The sequence below is a fragment of the Streptomyces sp. NPDC046977 genome, assembly GCF_040644455.1.
Classification (GTDB): domain Bacteria; phylum Actinomycetota; class Actinomycetes; order Streptomycetales; family Streptomycetaceae; genus Actinacidiphila.
Genome location: NZ_JBEYWO010000005.1, coordinates 367,477 through 383,235, shown reverse-complemented (window position 1 = coordinate 383,235; position 15,759 = coordinate 367,477). Strand labels below are relative to the sequence as shown.

Annotated in this window: 17 protein-coding genes; 11 read left to right on the top strand and 6 right to left on the bottom strand. The window is 73.5% G+C overall.

Annotation, left to right across the window (positions count from 1 at the left end):
* The first annotated feature begins 26 nt into the window (after positions 1-26).
* Positions 27-1,856, top strand: coding sequence for a sulfatase (locus ABZ883_RS11030; protein WP_360905041.1), 1,830 nt, complete (start codon positions 27-29; stop codon positions 1,854-1,856).
* A 17-nt stretch (positions 1,857-1,873) separates the two neighbouring features.
* On the opposite strand, the gene ABZ883_RS11025 is transcribed toward ABZ883_RS11030, so the two are convergent.
* Complete coding sequence (locus ABZ883_RS11025) at positions 1,874-2,188, bottom strand: hypothetical protein (RefSeq protein ID WP_360905038.1); 315 nt, start codon at positions 2,186-2,188, stop codon at positions 1,874-1,876.
* Between the two features lie 117 nt (positions 2,189-2,305).
* On the bottom strand, positions 2,306-2,710 hold the full coding sequence (locus tag ABZ883_RS11020) for a hypothetical protein (RefSeq protein WP_360905035.1): 405 nt from the start codon (positions 2,708-2,710) through the stop codon (positions 2,306-2,308).
* Between the two features lie 205 nt (positions 2,711-2,915).
* Here ABZ883_RS11020 and ABZ883_RS11015 point away from each other — a divergent pair, with 205 nt between their 5' ends.
* Positions 2,916-3,881, top strand: coding sequence for a DUF1152 domain-containing protein (locus ABZ883_RS11015; protein WP_360905032.1), 966 nt, complete (start codon positions 2,916-2,918; stop codon positions 3,879-3,881).
* Here ABZ883_RS11015 and ABZ883_RS11010 read toward each other — a convergent pair.
* A complete protein-coding gene (locus tag ABZ883_RS11010) occupies positions 3,820-5,691 on the bottom strand; it encodes an ATP-binding protein (protein ID WP_360905029.1) in 1,872 nt (623 codons plus the stop codon). The two genes, ABZ883_RS11015 and ABZ883_RS11010, sit on opposite strands and share 62 nt — an antisense overlap.
* A complete protein-coding gene (locus ABZ883_RS11005; protein ID WP_360905026.1) occupies positions 5,688-6,386 on the bottom strand; it encodes a response regulator transcription factor in 699 nt (232 codons plus the stop codon). Before ABZ883_RS11005 ends, ABZ883_RS11010 begins: the two co-directional genes overlap by 4 nt.
* 123 nt (positions 6,387-6,509) lie before the next feature.
* Between ABZ883_RS11005 and ABZ883_RS11000 the strand changes: the two genes are divergently transcribed.
* The 7 genes from ABZ883_RS11000 to ABZ883_RS10970 all read left to right on the top strand — a co-directional run bounded on the left by ABZ883_RS11000 (position 6,510) and on the right by ABZ883_RS10970 (position 12,012).
* Positions 6,510-7,145: a hypothetical protein gene (locus ABZ883_RS11000; RefSeq protein ID WP_360905023.1), complete on the top strand. Its 636-nt coding sequence runs from the start codon at positions 6,510-6,512 to the stop codon at positions 7,143-7,145.
* Positions 7,138-7,746: a hypothetical protein gene (locus tag ABZ883_RS10995; protein ID WP_360905020.1), complete on the top strand. Its 609-nt coding sequence runs from the start codon at positions 7,138-7,140 to the stop codon at positions 7,744-7,746. The genes ABZ883_RS11000 and ABZ883_RS10995 overlap by 8 nt, the downstream gene beginning before the upstream one ends.
* A complete protein-coding gene (locus ABZ883_RS10990; RefSeq protein ID WP_360905017.1) occupies positions 7,730-8,866 on the top strand; it encodes a hypothetical protein in 1,137 nt (378 codons plus the stop codon). The genes ABZ883_RS10995 and ABZ883_RS10990 overlap by 17 nt, the downstream gene beginning before the upstream one ends.
* On the top strand, positions 8,863-9,573 hold the full coding sequence (locus tag ABZ883_RS10985) for an ABC transporter ATP-binding protein (protein WP_360905014.1): 711 nt from the start codon (positions 8,863-8,865) through the stop codon (positions 9,571-9,573). Before ABZ883_RS10990 ends, ABZ883_RS10985 begins: the two co-directional genes overlap by 4 nt.
* Complete coding sequence (locus ABZ883_RS10980; RefSeq protein ID WP_360905011.1) at positions 9,570-10,766, top strand: ABC transporter permease; 1,197 nt, start codon at positions 9,570-9,572, stop codon at positions 10,764-10,766. The genes ABZ883_RS10985 and ABZ883_RS10980 overlap by 4 nt, the downstream gene beginning before the upstream one ends.
* Positions 10,767-11,008: 242 nt before the next feature.
* Complete coding sequence (locus ABZ883_RS10975) at positions 11,009-11,290, top strand: ABC transporter permease (RefSeq protein ID WP_360905008.1); 282 nt, start codon at positions 11,009-11,011, stop codon at positions 11,288-11,290.
* 323 nt (positions 11,291-11,613) lie between these two features.
* Entirely contained in the window at positions 11,614-12,012 is a 399-nt protein-coding gene (locus tag ABZ883_RS10970) for a helix-turn-helix transcriptional regulator (RefSeq protein ID WP_360905005.1), read from the top strand.
* Positions 12,013-12,032: 20 nt separating this feature from the next.
* Here ABZ883_RS10970 and ABZ883_RS10965 read toward each other — a convergent pair whose 3' ends face one another.
* Positions 12,033-13,211 carry an NAD-dependent formate dehydrogenase gene (locus tag ABZ883_RS10965; RefSeq protein WP_360905002.1) on the bottom strand — a complete coding sequence of 393 codons (1,179 nt, stop codon included), beginning with the start codon at positions 13,209-13,211 and terminating at the stop codon, positions 12,033-12,035.
* A 115-nt stretch (positions 13,212-13,326) separates the two neighbouring features.
* Positions 13,327-14,271: a LysR family transcriptional regulator gene (locus ABZ883_RS10960; RefSeq protein WP_360904999.1), complete on the bottom strand. Its 945-nt coding sequence runs from the start codon at positions 14,269-14,271 to the stop codon at positions 13,327-13,329.
* Positions 14,272-14,349: 78 nt separating this feature from the next.
* Between ABZ883_RS10960 and ABZ883_RS10955 the strand changes: the two genes are divergently transcribed.
* On the top strand, positions 14,350-14,766 hold the full coding sequence (locus tag ABZ883_RS10955) for a hypothetical protein (protein ID WP_360904996.1): 417 nt from the start codon (positions 14,350-14,352) through the stop codon (positions 14,764-14,766).
* A gap of 94 nt (positions 14,767-14,860) precedes the next feature.
* Positions 14,861-15,715, top strand: a complete 855-nt coding sequence (locus ABZ883_RS10950; RefSeq protein WP_360904993.1) for a class II glutamine amidotransferase — start codon at positions 14,861-14,863, stop codon at positions 15,713-15,715.
* Positions 15,716-15,759 lie beyond the last annotated feature (44 nt).

Genomic DNA, 15,759 nt, shown 5'->3' with positions numbered 1-15,759 from the left:
AACAGACGCCGGGCACGGACAAGGACGTGCCCGCGGACACAGCCGGCGTCCCCGCGGACCCCGACCCCGGTACGGGTCCCGAAGCCCGGGGCGAACGGGACCAGCCCGACGCGGAGCCCCCCGAACCCGCCGGGCCCGACCCCGCCGAAGCGCAGGACACCCAGGCGGCCGAACACGACGAGCCCGCCCCGGAGCCCACCGAAACCGCCGCCGGCCGGCGGGCCCGGTATCCGCGCGCCGCGCGGAACGTGGCGCGGGCGACGACGGGGATGGCGGCCGTACTCGTGCTGGGTGCCGTGCTGCTCCCGGACGCGCTGAACGAGCTGACGGTCACGCAGTTCGTACGGATCCCGGCAGAGGCCCTCATCGGCACGGGGCTGGTGCTGCTGCTCCCGCCGCGGCCGCGGCGGATCGCCGCCTTCGCGGGCGGCGCCGTCCTCGGCCTGCTCACCGTCCTGAAGTGCCTCGACATGGGCTTCTACTCGGTGCTCAACCGCCCCTTCGACCCGGTGCTGGACTGGGTCCTGGTCAACGACGGTGAGGAGTACCTGAAGGAGACCTCGGGCCAGGCTCTCGCCGTCGCCGCCCTCATCGGGGCCGTACTGCTGGTCCTGGTCCTGCTCGTCCTGATGACGCTGGCCGTCGTACGGATGAGCAACGTCGTCACCCGCCACAACGTCGTGGCCACCCGCACCACGCTCGTGCTGGGGACGCTGTGGATCGCGCTGGCGGCATTCGGGGTCCGGATCTCCGGCGATCCGCTGGCCGCGAAGACCACGGCCGAGCAGGCGGCCTCGCACGTCGAGCAGTTGCGCGCGAGCCTGGAAGACGGGCAGAAGTTCGCGAAGGAGGCGGCCGTCGACCCGTTCGCCGACGTTCCGCCGGACCAGTTGCTGAGCGGGCTGCGCGGAAAGGACGTCATCTTCGCCTTCGTGGAGAGCTACGGCCGCAGCGCGGTCGAGTCCCCCGAGATGGCGCCCCAGGTGAACGCGATGCTCGCGGACGGGACGCGCCGGCTCCAGGCGGCCGGTTTCTCCTCACGGAGCGCGTTCCTCACGTCGCCGACGTTCGGCGGCGGGAGCTGGCTGGCGCACTCGACGTTCCTGTCGGGGCTGTGGATCGACAACCAGCAGCGCTACCGCACCGTCACCTCCAGCGACCGGCTCACCCTCACCGGCGCCTTCCAGCGCGCGGACGCCTGGCGCACGGTCGGCATCATGCCGGGCGTCATCCGGTCCTGGCCGGAGGGGAAGTTCTACGGCCTGGACAACATCTACGACTCCGATCACCTCGGCTACAAGGGCCCCAACTTCAGCTGGTCGCCGGTACCGGACCAGTTCAGCCTGGAGGCGTTCCAGCGGCTGGAGCACGGCAAGAAGTACGACAAGCCGCTGATGAGCGAGATCATCCTGGTCTCCAGCCACCGTCCCTGGGCGCCGATCCCGCGGACCGTCGGCTGGAACGAGCTCGGCGACGGCTCGATCTTCAACGCCATCAACAAGGAGGGCAAGAACCCCGACGACGTGTGGAAGAACTCGCACTCCGTGCGCCAGGAGTACGCACGGTCGATCGAGTACTCGGTCAACAGCCTGGTGTCATGGGTGGAGAGGTACGGCAACGACAACACCGTGCTCGTCTTCCTCGGCGACCACCAGCCCACCCCCATGGTCAGCGGGCAGCACGCCAGCCACGACGTGCCGATCGCCATCGTCGCCCACGACAAGGACGTGCTCGACCGCATGTCGGGCTGGGGCTGGCAGGACGGGCTCCAGCCGCATCCGGACGCGCCGGTGTGGCGCATGGACACCTTCCGCAACCGCTTCCTGAGCACGTACGGGGCGAAGACCGCGCCGTAGCGCGGCCTTCGCGGAACTCAGCCGACGAGGGCCCGGGTGATCTGCTGGACGTTGTTCCAGCTGTTGTTGCCCGGGCCCTCGTACGTGTTGGCGCTGTTCGGTGAGCCGATGACGTTGTTGGGGTTGCCGCTGTTGTTCGTGGTCCCGTTGATCGTGACGTTCTGGCTGTTGTGCAGATTTCCGCTGTTGACCGGACCGTTCGCGCAGAACCGCGCGTCGGGTGTGCAGCGGGCGCGGATGTCGGCGGGAGCGGCGAGCGCGGGGGCTGTGCCGCACAGCAGCAGGGTCCCGGCGCCGGCGGTCACCAGGGCGTATCGCACGGCTTGTGTCATCGCAGACCTCTCGATCCTCACGCCCCCCGTGGGCGGAATCAGCACATGCGCCACCATTGTCCGACGGACCCCCGTACCCGACCACCCGGCGCCGCGGACGGCGGGGCGGACGGGCGGCTAGCGGCTGCGGCCGCCGTGCCCCCGGATGACCTGGGTGGAGTTGGAACTGTCCACGGCGTCGCCGTTGACCTCGTTGTTGGAGCCGGTGGAGCCGTTGGAGCTGGACAGGTTGCCGCTGTTGTTGGGGTTGCCGCGGTTGACGAAATTCCCGCTGTTGCGGCTGTTGCCGCTGCGGACCGGCCCGTTCACGCAGGTCACAGGACCGTGGTAGGTGAAGCCGATCAGCGGCCCGCAGACCACGGCGGGTCCGGCCTGGAGCACCGTGCCGACGTCCGCGCCCGCCACCGCGTGCAGCAGCGACGGTTCGGGGTGCACCCCCTGGGCGGCGGCCTCCCCGGGCGCGGTGCCCAGCACACCGAGGGCTCCCGCGACGACGGCTCCCACTTGGGCGATCCTGTTCACCGTTCCCCGAATCCCTCGGCCCCTCGGTCCCGCCGGGCCCTTGTCGTACGACTCCGACACGGCGGTTATACACCGCTTGTCCCGTCCCGTCCGGCGGTCCGCCGCCCGCTCCGGGGCAGCCGTCCGCAACCCGCCGCGGTTTTCCCCCGAACGGCCCAACGTTTCCCCCGGGCGGCCGCTCCGGAGGAGCTGTTACCGTCCCCCGGTGTTCTCCCTTGACGAGCCGGCCCTCTTCACCCGGCTGCGGGACGCCCGGCGGGTGCTCGTGGCCGGGGCGGGCGGCGGATTCGACGTGTACGCGGGACTCGCGCCGGCCCTGGCGCTGCGCGCGGCCGGCAAGGAGGTGGTGCTGGCCAACCTGTCGTTCGCGGACCTGTACGGCCTGGACACGGACGTGTGGGTGGAGCCCGGAGTGGCCGCGGTCCGCCCGGACACCGCGGCGCGCGGCACGTACTTCCCGGAACGCACCCTGGCGCGCTGGCTGGAGCTGCACAGGATGCCGTCCACGGTCTACGCGCTGGAGCGGGCGGGCGTGGAGCCGCTGCGCGCGGCCTACCGGGCGCTGATCGAGCACGTGGGCGGGGTCGACGCGATCGTGCTGGCCGACGGCGGCACCGACATCCTGATGCGCGGCGACGAGAACGGCCTCGGCACCCCCGAGGAGGACATGGCGAGCCTCGCCGCCGTCGACGGGCTGACCGGCGTGGCCGAACGCCTCGTGCTGTGCCTGGGTTTCGGCGTGGACGCGTACCACGGCGTCAACCACGCCCTGGTGCTGGAGAACCTGGCCGCCCTCGAACGGGACGGCGCCTACCTCGGCGCCTTCTCCCTGCCGCGCGACAGCCGGGAGGGCGCGCTCTACCTGGACGCGGTCGCGCACGCGCAGGCCGCGACGCCCGACCACCCGAGCATCGTCAACGGCTCGGTGGCGGCCGCCGTGCGGGGCGAGTTCGGGAACGTCCGGTTCACCGAGCGCACCAGGAACAGCGAGTTGTTCGTCAATCCGCTGATGGCGCTGTACTTCTGCGTGGACGCCGTCGGCCTGGCCCGCCGCAACCTCTACCTGGACCGGCTGGAGGGAACGCAGCTCACCCGGCAGATCAGCTCGGTCATCGAGGAGTTCCGCGACGGGCTTCCCCGTCAGCGTCCGCCCCGGACGTTCCCCCACTGACCGGCAGCCGCAGGGTGAAGACCGAGCCGGCGCCGAGGGTGCTCCCGGCAGTGACCGTGCCGCCGTGGGCGTGCGCGAGGTTGCGGACGATGGCGAGGCCGAGGCCGCTGCCACCGGTGCTGCGGCTGCGGGACTTCTCGGCGCGCCAGAACCGGTCGAAGACGTGCGGCAGGTCCTCGGGGCCGATGCCGGTGCCGGTGTCGGCGACCGCGACGAGCACGGTGTCCCCGTCGCGCCGGCCGCGCAGGGTGACGCTGCCGCCGGGCGGGGTGTGGCGGACGGCGTTGGAGACCAGGTTGCCGACCGCCTGACGCAGCCGCACCGGGTCGGCGTGCAGGTCGCCGAGGCCGTCGGCGGCGTCCACGGCGAGGACCACCCCGGCCTTGTCGGCGCGGCCGCGGTGCGCGGTGGCGACCTGGCGCAGCAGGTCGGCGAGATCCACCGGGCCCTTGTGGAGCCGCAGTTCACCGGCGTCCGCGGCGGCGAGGTCCTGGAGGTCGTCCACGACGTGCTGGAGCAGCAGCGCCTCCTCCAGCAGTGAGGAGATCAGCGGCCCGTCGGCCGGGACGATGCCGTCCTCGGCGGCCTCCAGCCAGCCGCGGATGGTGCTGAGCGGGGTCCGCAGCTCATGGGCGACGTCGCCGACCATGGCGGTGCGCAGCCGCTCCAGTTCGGCCCGCCGCCGGGACATCTCGTTGAAGACCTCCGCGAGCCGGCTGATCTCGTCGCGGCCGGTGACCGCCACCCGCACCGAGACGTCACCGTCCTTGAACCGCCGGGCCGCCCCGGTCAGCGCCCGCAGCGGCCGCACGAGGCGCAGGCCCAGCACGACGGTGACCGCGACCGTGAGCAGCAGGACACCCCCGACGACGCCCGCGATGCGCACCCGGTTGGGCGCGGACAGGTCGAAGGGGGAGGAGGGGACGGCGGCCTCCGGGTCGGGGGCGCCGACGAAGAGCAGCGCGGGCGGCGCGACGTACGGGGTCAGCTGCTCGCGGCGGGCGGTGGCCAGGCACTGCGCCTGCGTGCGCCGGGCCGCCGGGCTCCGGGACCCGGTGGTCGTCCAGGTCAGGTCGAGGGCCAGTTGCAGGGGCGGGGCGTCGCGGCGGGCGAGGCAGGTGTCGGCCAGGGTGTTGAGCCGGGCGAGCGCACGGGCCTCGGTGGCGGTGGGCTCGTCCAGAGCGGCCGCCTCGCAGCGGGAGCCGGTGGGCGGCTGGACGAGGTAGGTCTGCAGCCGCGGCCGCCCGCTGGGCGCGGTGGTGACGGTGGAGTCGATACCGAGGAGGTCGTGCAGGCAGGCCGCCTCCCGCTGGGCCAGTTCCCTCAGGTGGTCGCGTTCGCCGGGCGGCAGCCGGAACGGGCCGACCGCGCGCGGGTCGATGCGGTCGGAGTCGCCCGCGCCGGGCACGAAGACGGAGTCGACCGCGAGCGGGTCCACGGTCGCCGACGCCCGCTCCGGCAGCGGCACGGAACGGCTGCCGGACGCACCGGCGGAGGGGGCCGGGGCGGCGGAGTCCGCGAACGGGCGGCGGTCCTGGTCGGTGAGGGCGATGCGGTGCCCGGTCTCGCGGGCCAGCCGGTCGACCAGTTGCTGCGCCCCGCGCCAGTCGTCCTGCCGCGCCGCGAGTCCCAGCAGGGTGTCGTAGATCCGCGCGTCGTCGGCGAAGACCTGGCCCTGCTCCTGGTGGATCGCCCGCGCGGTGGTGCGGACGGCCAGCCAGGCGGTCGCGCCGATCGAGCAGACGGATATCAGCACGGACAGCACGAGCAGCCGCAGGACCAGGCTGCCGCGCCGGCCCGGCCGCCTCACACGTCCCCCGCGAGCTTGTAGCCCACGCCGTAGACGGTGAGCAGGCGTATCGGGCGGGCGGGGTCCGGCTCGATCTTGCGGCGCAGGTTCATCACGTGCGTGTCCACCGTGCGTACGGTGAAGTAGCGGCCGGTGCCGTGCAGTTGGGCGAGAATCTGCTCGCGGGTGAAGACCCGGCCCGGCTGCTCGGCGAGCGTCTCCAGCAGCCGGAACTCCCCCGGCGTGCAGTCGACCGGCTCGCCCTCGCAGCTCACCTCGTGGCGCACCGGGTCGACGGCGAGGCCGCCCACGGTCAGCACGGGGTCGGGGCGGGGGGCGGCGGCCGGCGCGGGGCGGGCCCGCCGCAGCAGGGTCCTTACCCGGGCGACCAGCTCACGCGGGCTGTAGGGCTTGGCCATGTAGTCGTCGGCGCCCAGGTCCAGGCCGAGCAGCAGGTCGTCCTCGGTGCAGCGGGCGGTCAGCATGAGCACCGGCAGGTCGGACTCGCGGCGCAGGATGCGGCAGACGTCGAGGCCGTCGACCTTGGGCATCATCACGTCCAGGACGAGCAGGTCGGGCGGGTCGCGGCGCAGTTCCTCCAGCGCGGCGCGGCCGTCGTGGACGACGGTGACCGTGTGGCCCTCGTGCTCCAGGTAGAGGCGGACCAGCTGGGCCTGCTTGGTGTCGTCCTCGGCGACCAGGATGCGTGCGCTCATGCCGGGAGTATAGGTATGACAAATGACGCGTTTCCCTGGTCGCGGGCGCTTCCGGGACGGGACCAAGGGACCGCGAACGCTTCCTGACAGGTTCCCCACATTCGCCGCCCACGATGGGGCGGCATGACCCGCTCACGTATCCCCCGGCCCCTGGGAGCCGCCGCCGTCCTGGCCGCCGCGCTGCTGCTCACCGGCTGCGGAGGCTCCTCCGCACCGGCCGGCGACACCGCCGGCCACGACGACGTCGCCTCTTTGCAGACCCCCTCGGGCCCGTCCGCCCCCGCCGCCGAAGCGCCCTCCTCGTCGTCGGCCGCCGCTCCCTCGGCCGACGCCCCCTCCCCGGCCGCGAACGGCAACGGCCGCCCGCAGCTCCGCCTCGACATGACCGACGCCGAGACCCAGGTCTACTGGGAGGGCTACTGGAAGTGCCTCAAGGAGCACGGGCACAAGATGATCCTCCAGCGCGGCCCCTACTCCGTCGACCAGAACGACAACAGCCCCACCGCCAAGGCCGCGGAGAAGGCCTGCGCGGGGCGGATGCCCCTCCAGCCGCCCGAGACCGAGCGGGAGACCAACCCGCACTTCGACGAGGACTACCGCGACTACGTCGCCTGCCTCAACGACGGCGGCCTGCACGTCGAGGCGCTCCCCGGCAACACCGGCTGGACCTTCAAGGGCCAGAACACCCTGAGCGACGAGAAGATGGCCGACCTCGACCTGAGCTGCAAGGTGAAGTCGTTCGGCGGCGGGAATGGCTGAGCACCGCACGTCACGCTCCCTGGGGGCCGCCGCCGTCCTCGCCGCCGCGCTGCTGCTCACCGGCTGCGCAGGCTCCCCCGCACCGGCCGGCGACACCGCCGGCCGGGACGACGTCGCCTCCCTGCGGACTCCGGCCGCCCCTGCCGAAGCACCCTCCCCTTCGGCCACCGCCCGGCCCGGCAACCCCGGCACGGGCCGCCCGCAGCTCCGCCTCGACATGACCGACGCCGAGACCCAGGTCTACTGGGACGGCTACGGGAAGTGCCTCAAGGAGCACGGGCACCGGATGGTCCTCGGCCGCGGCCCCTACTCCGTCGACCAGAACGACACCAGCCCCACCGCCAGGGCCGCGGAGAGGGCCTGCGCGGGAAAGCTCCCCGAACAGCCGCCCGAGACGCAGCCGGAGACCAACCCGCACTACGCCGAGGACTCCCGCGCCTTCTTCCGCTGCGCCGCACGCGCCGGGCTGAGGATCCATCCCGTCGCGGGCGGCTGGACGTACGACGAGAACGGCGCGCACGGCACCGCCATGAGCGCGCGGAAGCAGGAAGAGATCGAGTTGAGCTGCAAGGTGGAGGCCTTCGGTGGCAAGAACAGCTGAGCACCGCCTGCCCGCCCGGCGGCGGCGCCGACTCACGGTGACCCTGGCCGTCCTGCTGACCGCCGGCACGGCCGGCGCGGGCACCGTCGCCTGGAACGCACGGGCCGGCAACCACCAGGCCGCGCCCGAGGACCCGGTCCGCGTCCACACGGCCAAGGTGGCCAGGACCGACCTGTCGACCCGGCGCACGATGCCCGGCACCCTCGGCTACGGCCGCCCCCTGCCCCTGCGCGGCAAGGGCGCGGGCACGGTCACCAAGCTGCCGTCCCCCGGTACGCGGGCCGCCCGCGGCAAGCCCCTGTACTGGGTCGACGACCAGCCCGTCACGGCCTTCTTCGGCGACACCCCGTTCTTCCGCGCACTGGACAAGCCCGGCCTGCACGGCCGTGACGTGACCGTGCTGGCCGACAACCTCAGGGCCCTGGGGTACGACACCGGGGACACCGGGTGGTCGTCCCGCGACGCGGCCACGGCGGGCGGCGCGACCGGCGGGGACGAGTTCACCCCCGCCCTCAGCGCCGCGCTCAAGCGGTGGCAGCGCGACACCGGCCGGCAGGCGACCGGCACCCTCCCCCTCGGCCGCGCCGTGGTCCTGCCGGGGCCGGTACGGGTCAACACGGTCACCGCCGTCCTCGGCGACCCCGCGGAGGGGGACCTGCTGACGTACAGCGCGACGGGCAAGTCCGTGTCGGTCACCGTGGATGCCACCGACGTGGGCGCCATCCGCACCGGCCAGGCCGTCACCGTCCTCCTGCCCGACAACCGGGAGATCCCGGCCACGGTCACCGTGGTCGCCCGCGCCGTCCAGGGCGGCTCCTCCGAGGAGGAGCAGACGCAGGCCGGGCCGCCCACGGTCGCCGTCACCGTCGTGCCGCGGCGGGCCGCGGACGTGCAGGCGCTGGACTCGGCCTCCGTGCAGGTCGTGTTCACCGGCACCGAACGCAAGGGCGTCCTCACCGTGCCCGTCACCGCGCTCGTCGCGCTCCGCGAGGGCGGGTACGCGGTGCAGCGGCCCGGGGGAGCGCTCGTCGCGGTGCGGACCGGGATGTTCTCCGACGGCGCGGTCGAGATCAGCGGACCGGGCGTGACGGAGGGCATGACCGTGGTGACCGCCTCATGAGCCGGCCCCCCGCCACGCCCGTCCTCGTCGTGCACGAGGTGACCAAGACCTACCCCGGCGGCGTCACGGCCCTGGACCGGGTGTCGCTCACCGTCGGGAAGGGCGAACTGCTCGCCATCCTCGGCCCGTCCGGGTCCGGCAAGTCCACCCTGCTGCACATCATGGGCACCCTCGACCGGCCGAGCTCCGGCACCGTCGAGATCGCCGGGCACGCCGTCTCCGGGCTGGACGACGGGCGGCTGTCCGCGCTGCGCGCCCGGCTGCTCGGCTTCGTCTTCCAGCACTTCCACCTCACCGACGGCCTCGACGCGGCGGAGAACGTCGCCACCGGCCTGCTGTACGCGGGCGTCCCGCGCCGGCTGCGGCGCCCGCGCGCCGAGGAGGCACTGGCCCGGGTGGGCCTGGCGCACCGCACCCGCCATCTGCCGCACCAGCTGTCCGGCGGCGAACGGCAGCGGGTCGCCATCGCCCGCGCCCTCGTCAACGAACCCGCGCTGGTCCTCGCGGACGAGCCGACCGGGGCCCTGGACAGCGCCAACGGGCAGGCCGTGCTGGACCTGCTGACCGCGCTCAACCAGGAGGGCACCACCATCGCGGTCATCACCCACGACCGGGATGTCGCCGCCCGGCTGCCGCGCCGGGTCGAACTGCGCGACGGCCGCGTGTCCTCCGACACCACCCGCACCCCCGCCGGGAGCCCCGCATGAACCAGCGCATCAGGCTCGCCCCCCTGGACGTCCTGCGGCTGGGCCTGCTGGGCCTGCGCACCCGCAGGACCCGCGCCGCGCTGTCCGCGCTGGGCATCGCCATCGGCATCGCCACGCTCGTCGTCGTCACCGGCATCCCCGCCTCCAGCCAGCGGGCGCTGATGAACGAACTGTCCGCGCTGGGCACCAACATGCTGCGCGCACAGCCGCCGCCCTCGGGCAGCGGGCCGCAGGCGCTGCTCCCCGAGGCGGCCGACGCGATGGCCGCCCGCATCGGCCCCGTCACCAGCGCGAGCGCCGTCGCCAACACCCATGCCACGGTGCGGCGTTCCGATCTGGCCGACCCGAACGACTCGATCGGCATGACCGTGCTCGCCGCGAGGACCAATCTGCTCGGCACGATCGGCGGCAGCATGGGGTCCGGCCGGTTCCTCAGCCCCGCGACCGAGCACTTCCCGACCGCCGTCCTGGGCCACCGCGCCGCGTCCCGGCTGGGCTTCGACCGGATCGTCCCGGGCAGCGAGCCGCTGGTGTCCGTCGACGGCCACGCGTTCACCGTCATCGGCGTGCTCCGGTCGATGCCGCTCACCCCCGAACTGGACACCGCCGTCCTGGTCGGCTGGGACGCCGCCCGCGACACCCTCGGCTTCGACGGCCACCCGACGGTGATCTACGTGAAGGCGGTCGAGTCACGGATCGAGGCGGTGCGCGACGTGCTGCCCGCCACCGTCAACCCCGAACTGCCCGGCCTGGTGCAGGTCAGCCGCCCCTCGGACGCGCTGGCCGCCAAGCGCGCCACCCAACACACCTTCTCGGCCCTCTTCCTGGGCCTGGCCGGGGTCGCCCTGCTGGTCGGCGGGATCGGCGTGGCCAACACCATGGTGGTCTCGGTACTGGAGCGGCGCCGCGAGATCGGGCTGCGCCGGGCCCTGGGCGCCAACCGCCGCCAGATCCGCGGGCAGTTCCTCGCGGAGTCCGTCGCCCTGTCCGTCCTGGGCGGCCTGACCGGCACCGTGCTCGGCGCGGCGGCGACCGCCGGCTACGCGCTCTCCCGGTCCTGGCCCCCGGTCCTGCCACCGCTCGCGCTCGCCGCGGGCGTACTCGGCGCGGTCGTCGTCGGCGCCGCCGCCGGCGTCTACCCCGCGGTACGCGCCTCACGGCTCCCCCCGACGGAGGCACTGGCAGCGGTGTGACACGGCCCGACACCGCGAAATCGGGCTGCGCCGGGCAGTTCCTCGCGGAGCCCGCCGCCCGGCCCGTGCCGGGCATCCACCCCGCGATACGCGCCGGAGGCACTGGCGGCGGTGTGACACGGCCCCCGGGGCACGGGCGGCGGCGCCGCGAGATCGGGCCGCGCCAAACAGCTCCTCGCGGAGCCGGGCGCCCGGCCCGTGCCGGGCGTCCACCCCGCGGTACGCGCCGGAGGCACTGTGCCGTGCCGGCCCGACACCGCGAGATCCGGCTGTGCCGGGCCCTGGGCGCCAACCGCCGCCAGATCCGCGGGCAGTTCCTCGCGGAGTCCGTCGCCCTGTCCGTCCTCGGCGGCCTGACCGGCACCGTGCTCGGCCCGGCGGCAACCGCTGGCTACGCGCTCTGGGGGCGATGGCCCCCGGTCCTCCCGCCGCTCGCGCTCGCCGCGGGCGTACTCGGCGCGGTCATCGTCGGCGCCGCCGCAAGCGTCTACCCCGCGGTACGCGCCTCACGCACTGCGGTGTGACACGGCCCCGGGGGCACGGGCGGCGGCGCCGCGAGATCGGGCCGCGCCAGGCAGTTCCTCGCGGAGCCCGCCGCCCGGCCCGTGCCGGGCGTCCACCCCGCGGTGCGCACCGGAGGCACCGGCAGCGGTGTGACACGGCCCGACACGCGAGACCCGGCCGCACCGCGCCGCCAGACCCGCGGGCAGCTCGCCGAGCCCGCCGACCCCGGCGGGCTCGGGCAGGCATCCACCCCGCGGTACGCGCCGGAGGCACCGGCGGCGGCGCCGCGCCCCCGGGCGGAGGGCGGGATATCGTCGGGCCGAGGCGAGAGGAATCCGACGACATGCCCTCTTACACCATCGGCCAGGCAGCCCGGCTGCTCGGCGTCAGCCCCGACACCGCGCGCCGGTGGGCCGACGCCGGGCGGGTCGCCACGCACCGCGACGAGGGCGGCCGCCGGCTCATCGACGGCCGCGACCTCGCCGCGTTCTCGGTGGAACTCGCCCGCACCGGGGGAGGCGGTGAGGACGAGGTGGGGCACACCTCGGTCCGCAACGCCTTCCCCGGCATCGTCATCGCCGTGAAGCTGGGAGACGTCGCGGCCCAGGTGGAGATCCAGGCCGGCCCGCACCGGCTGGTCTCCCTGCTCACCCGCGAGGCCGTGGAGGAACTCGGCCTGGAGGTCGGCATGGAGGCCACCGCCCGCGTGAAGTCCACCAACGTGCACATCGACACGGTCTGACGGGCCCGGGCCGGCCCCTGTCAGGAGGCGCTGCCCGCCGAGGCGTTCGTCGAGTACGAGTGCGCGCCGGTCCCGGCCAGCGCACCGCCGTCGACGATCAGGTACTCGTCGCGGATCGGCTTGCCGTCGAACCAGGACTCCAGGATCTCCCGGGTGCCGGCGGCGTACCGGGCCTGCGCCGACAGCGAGGAACCCGAGATGTGCGGGGTCATGCCGTGGTGCGGCATGGTCCGCCAGGGGTGGTCGGCCGGGGCGGGCTGCGGGTACCAGACGTCGCCCGCATAGCCGGCCAGCTGGCCGCTGCGCAGCGCCCGGTCGATGGCGTCGCGGTCGGCGATCCGGGCCCGCGCGGTGTTGATCAGGTACGCGCCGCGCTTCATGGTGCCGAGCAGCTTGTCCCCGAACAGGCCCTCGGTCTCCGGGTGCAGCGGCGCGTTGATGGTGACGACGTCGCAGTGCGGCACCATCGAGGCCGTGTCCGCGTGCCAGGTCAGGCCGAGCTCGCGCTCGGTCTCCTCGGGGAGCCGGTGCCGGTCGGTGTAGTGCAGCTTCACGTCGAAGGGCGCCAGCCGGCGCAGCACCGCGAGCCCGATCCGGCCGGCGGCGACCGTGCCGACGTGCATGCCCTCCAGGTCGTAGCTGCGGGCCACGCAGTCCGCGATGTTCCAGCCGCCGTCCAGCACCACCTTGTAGGAGGGCAGGTAGTTGCGGACCAGGGACAGCGTCATCATCACCACGTGCTCGGCGACGCTGATGCTGTTGCAGTAGGTCACCTCGGCGACGGTCACCCCGTGCGCGATCGCCGCGTCCAGGTCGACGTGGTCCGAGCCGATGCCCGCGGTGACCGCCAGCTTGAGGTTCTTGGCGGCGGCGATGCGCTCGGGGGTGAGGTACGCGGGCCAGAAGGGCTGCGAGATCACGACGTCGGCGTCCGGCAGCTCGCGGTCGAAGACCGACCCGTCGCCGTCCTTGTCGGAGGTGACCACCAGCGTGTGGCCGCGGCTCTCCAGGAAGCGGCGCAGGCCGAGCTCACCGGTGACGCTGCCGAGCAGATGGCCGGGGGTGAAGTCGGTGTCCTGCGGGGTGGGCGTGGTCTGGCCGCCGGGGTAGTGGTCGATGCGCGGCAGGTCGTCGCGGGCGTACGTGGTCGGGTATCCGTCGGTCGGGTCGTCGTACAGGACGCAGAGCACCTTGGCCATGATCGCGGCTCCTCAATACCGTTGCCGGAAGGTGCCTTTCACGATCCTCGCCCGAGATTCCGCAGGTCAAAGCGATTGTGGCTATGCCGGGATAGCCGGCTCCTATCACCGGCGGTCACGGCCGTCGCAGGTGGCTGCGGAGCAGTTCGTCCAGCGCGTCCCGCACCCCCGCCTCACGCGCCACCTCCAGCAGCGCCCCGCCGAGCACGGACCCCGGCTCGTGGTCCGCGACGACCAGCCCCACCCGCGGCCCCCGCGCCGGACCCCGCAGCGGCAGCACCCGCATGCCCTCGGGCACCCCGAACATGTGCAGCCACGCGTGCGAGATGACGCTCGACCAGCGGCCGCCCGCGAGGTGCGCGTACAGGCCGGCCACCGTGTCGGACTCCACCGCCGGATCCGCCGACACCCCCTCGGCGGCGAAACACCCGTCGATGATCCGCCGGTTGCGCATCCGCGGCGCCAGCAGGCACAGCGGCAGCGCCGCGACCTGCGCCCAGCTCACCTTCTCCGCCGGCTCCGGGCCGAGGACGGCGCCGGCGCCGTCCGCGGGCGTCAGCAGCACGTAACGCTCCTCGTACAGCGGGAACTTGCGGACGTGGACGAGCGTGTCGTCGTCCAGGTACGTCATCGCCACGTCGAGTTCGAAGTCGGCCAGCCGGCGTGTGATGTCCCCCGAGGACAGCGACTCCAGGCTCACCCGCGCCCGCGGGTGCCGGGCGCAGAAGGGCGTGGTCAGCAGCGACGCGGAGGTCAGCGCGGTGGGGATCGCGCCCATCCGCAGCGTGCCGCTCAACCCGCCGCGCATCTCCGACAGTTCCTGCCGCAGCGCGTCCCGCTCCGCCAGGATGCGGTGCCCCCAGGCCAGCACCCGTTCGCCCTCGGGGGTCAGGCCCTCGAAGCGGCGTCCGCGCATCACGATCGGCACCCCGAGTTCGTGCTCCAGTTTCCGTATGGCCGCGGACAGCGAGGGCTGGGAGACGTAGCAGGCCTCCGCGGCGCGTGCGAAGTGCCGTTCGCGGGCGAGCGCGACCAGGTACTCCAGTTGACGAAACAGCATGTGGCGGAGCCTACGGACCGAGCGGCCCCAGGGGCTCCCCCTCGGGTGGATCCGGACCCCTGACATACCATCCGCGGCATGGGGAGAACACAGAACGTGCTGCTCGGCGGTGCGGTGGGGGGCGCGGCGGTCGCGCTGGTCGCGGGCGGCTGGGTCCTGGGGGCGTCGGAGGACAGCGCCGCCGAGGAACGAGCGGCGTCCTGCGCCGACGCGCGGCAGGCGTTCACGAAGCTCACCGCGCAGGTGCGCACGGCGCAGCGCCGGGAGAACGAGGCGTCCGGATCGGACTACAACCCGTGGTACGGCTTCGAGCAGGGCCGTATCCGCATCCTGTCCACCGCGGTCACGCAGAACCCGGCGTGCTTCGACACCGTCACACGCGCGACGGCGACCGTCCTCATGGGCGGCCGGAAGGAAGGGGACGAGGCGGAGTGGGACGTGGCGCTGTGCACGATCACCGGGACCAAGGACGAGGACTGCGCCGTCGCCGGATGAACCGCCGCGGGCCCTCGGCCTGCGGAGGGGCCCGCGGAGGGGTAAAGAGGTAGGAGAGGGAAAGAGGGGACACCCGGGGAAGAGGGTGGTGCCGATGTGCCGGTGGCTGGCCTACACGGGCACGCCGATGCTGCTCGACAACATTCTGTACAAGCCCCAGCACTCTCTGATCGACCAGAGCCTGCACTCCCGCATGGGTGTCGAGACGACCAACGGCGACGGCTTCGGCATCGGCTGGTACTCCCCCGGGCTGGAGACCCCGGGGATCATCCGCGACACCGGCCCGGCCTGGAACAACCGCAACCTGCGGGAGATCGCGCACCACGTCACCTCGCCGACCTTCTTCGCCCACGTACGGGCCTCCACGGGCACCGCGATCCAGCAGACCAACTGCCATCCCTTCCGGGTGGGCCGCTGGCTGTGGATGCACAACGGCGCGATCACCGACTTCCACCGGCTGCGCCGCGACCTGTCGCTCGCGATCGACCCCGCGCTGTTCTCCCGGCTGGAGGGGTCCACCGACTCCGAGGTGATGTTCCTGCTCGCCCTCAGCCTGGGCCTGGACCAGGAGGCGCCGGCCGCCGTCGCGCGCATGGTGGGGCTCGTCGAGGAGGTCGGCCACAGGCACGGGGTGGAGTTCCCGATGCAGATGACCGTGGCCACGACCGACGGCCACCGGCTGTGGGCGTTCCGCTACTCCAGCGAGGGCCGTTCGCGCTCGCTGTTCTACAGCAGCCGCGTGAAGTCCCTGGAGGAACTCCACCCCGACCTGTGGTGGCTGCACGACGTCTCGCCGTCGACCCGGCTGATCGTCTCCGAGCCCCTGGGGGACCTGCCGGACGCCTGGCACGAGATGCCGGAGAGCACGTACGGCGTCGTCCAGCCGGGCCGCGACGAACTCCTGCCCTTCACCCCGCTCCCGTGCGACCCGCGCGAGAGCCTGGTCTGAGACCAGGAAATCCAAGGCGGCGCCGCGGCCGTCCGGCACCTCCT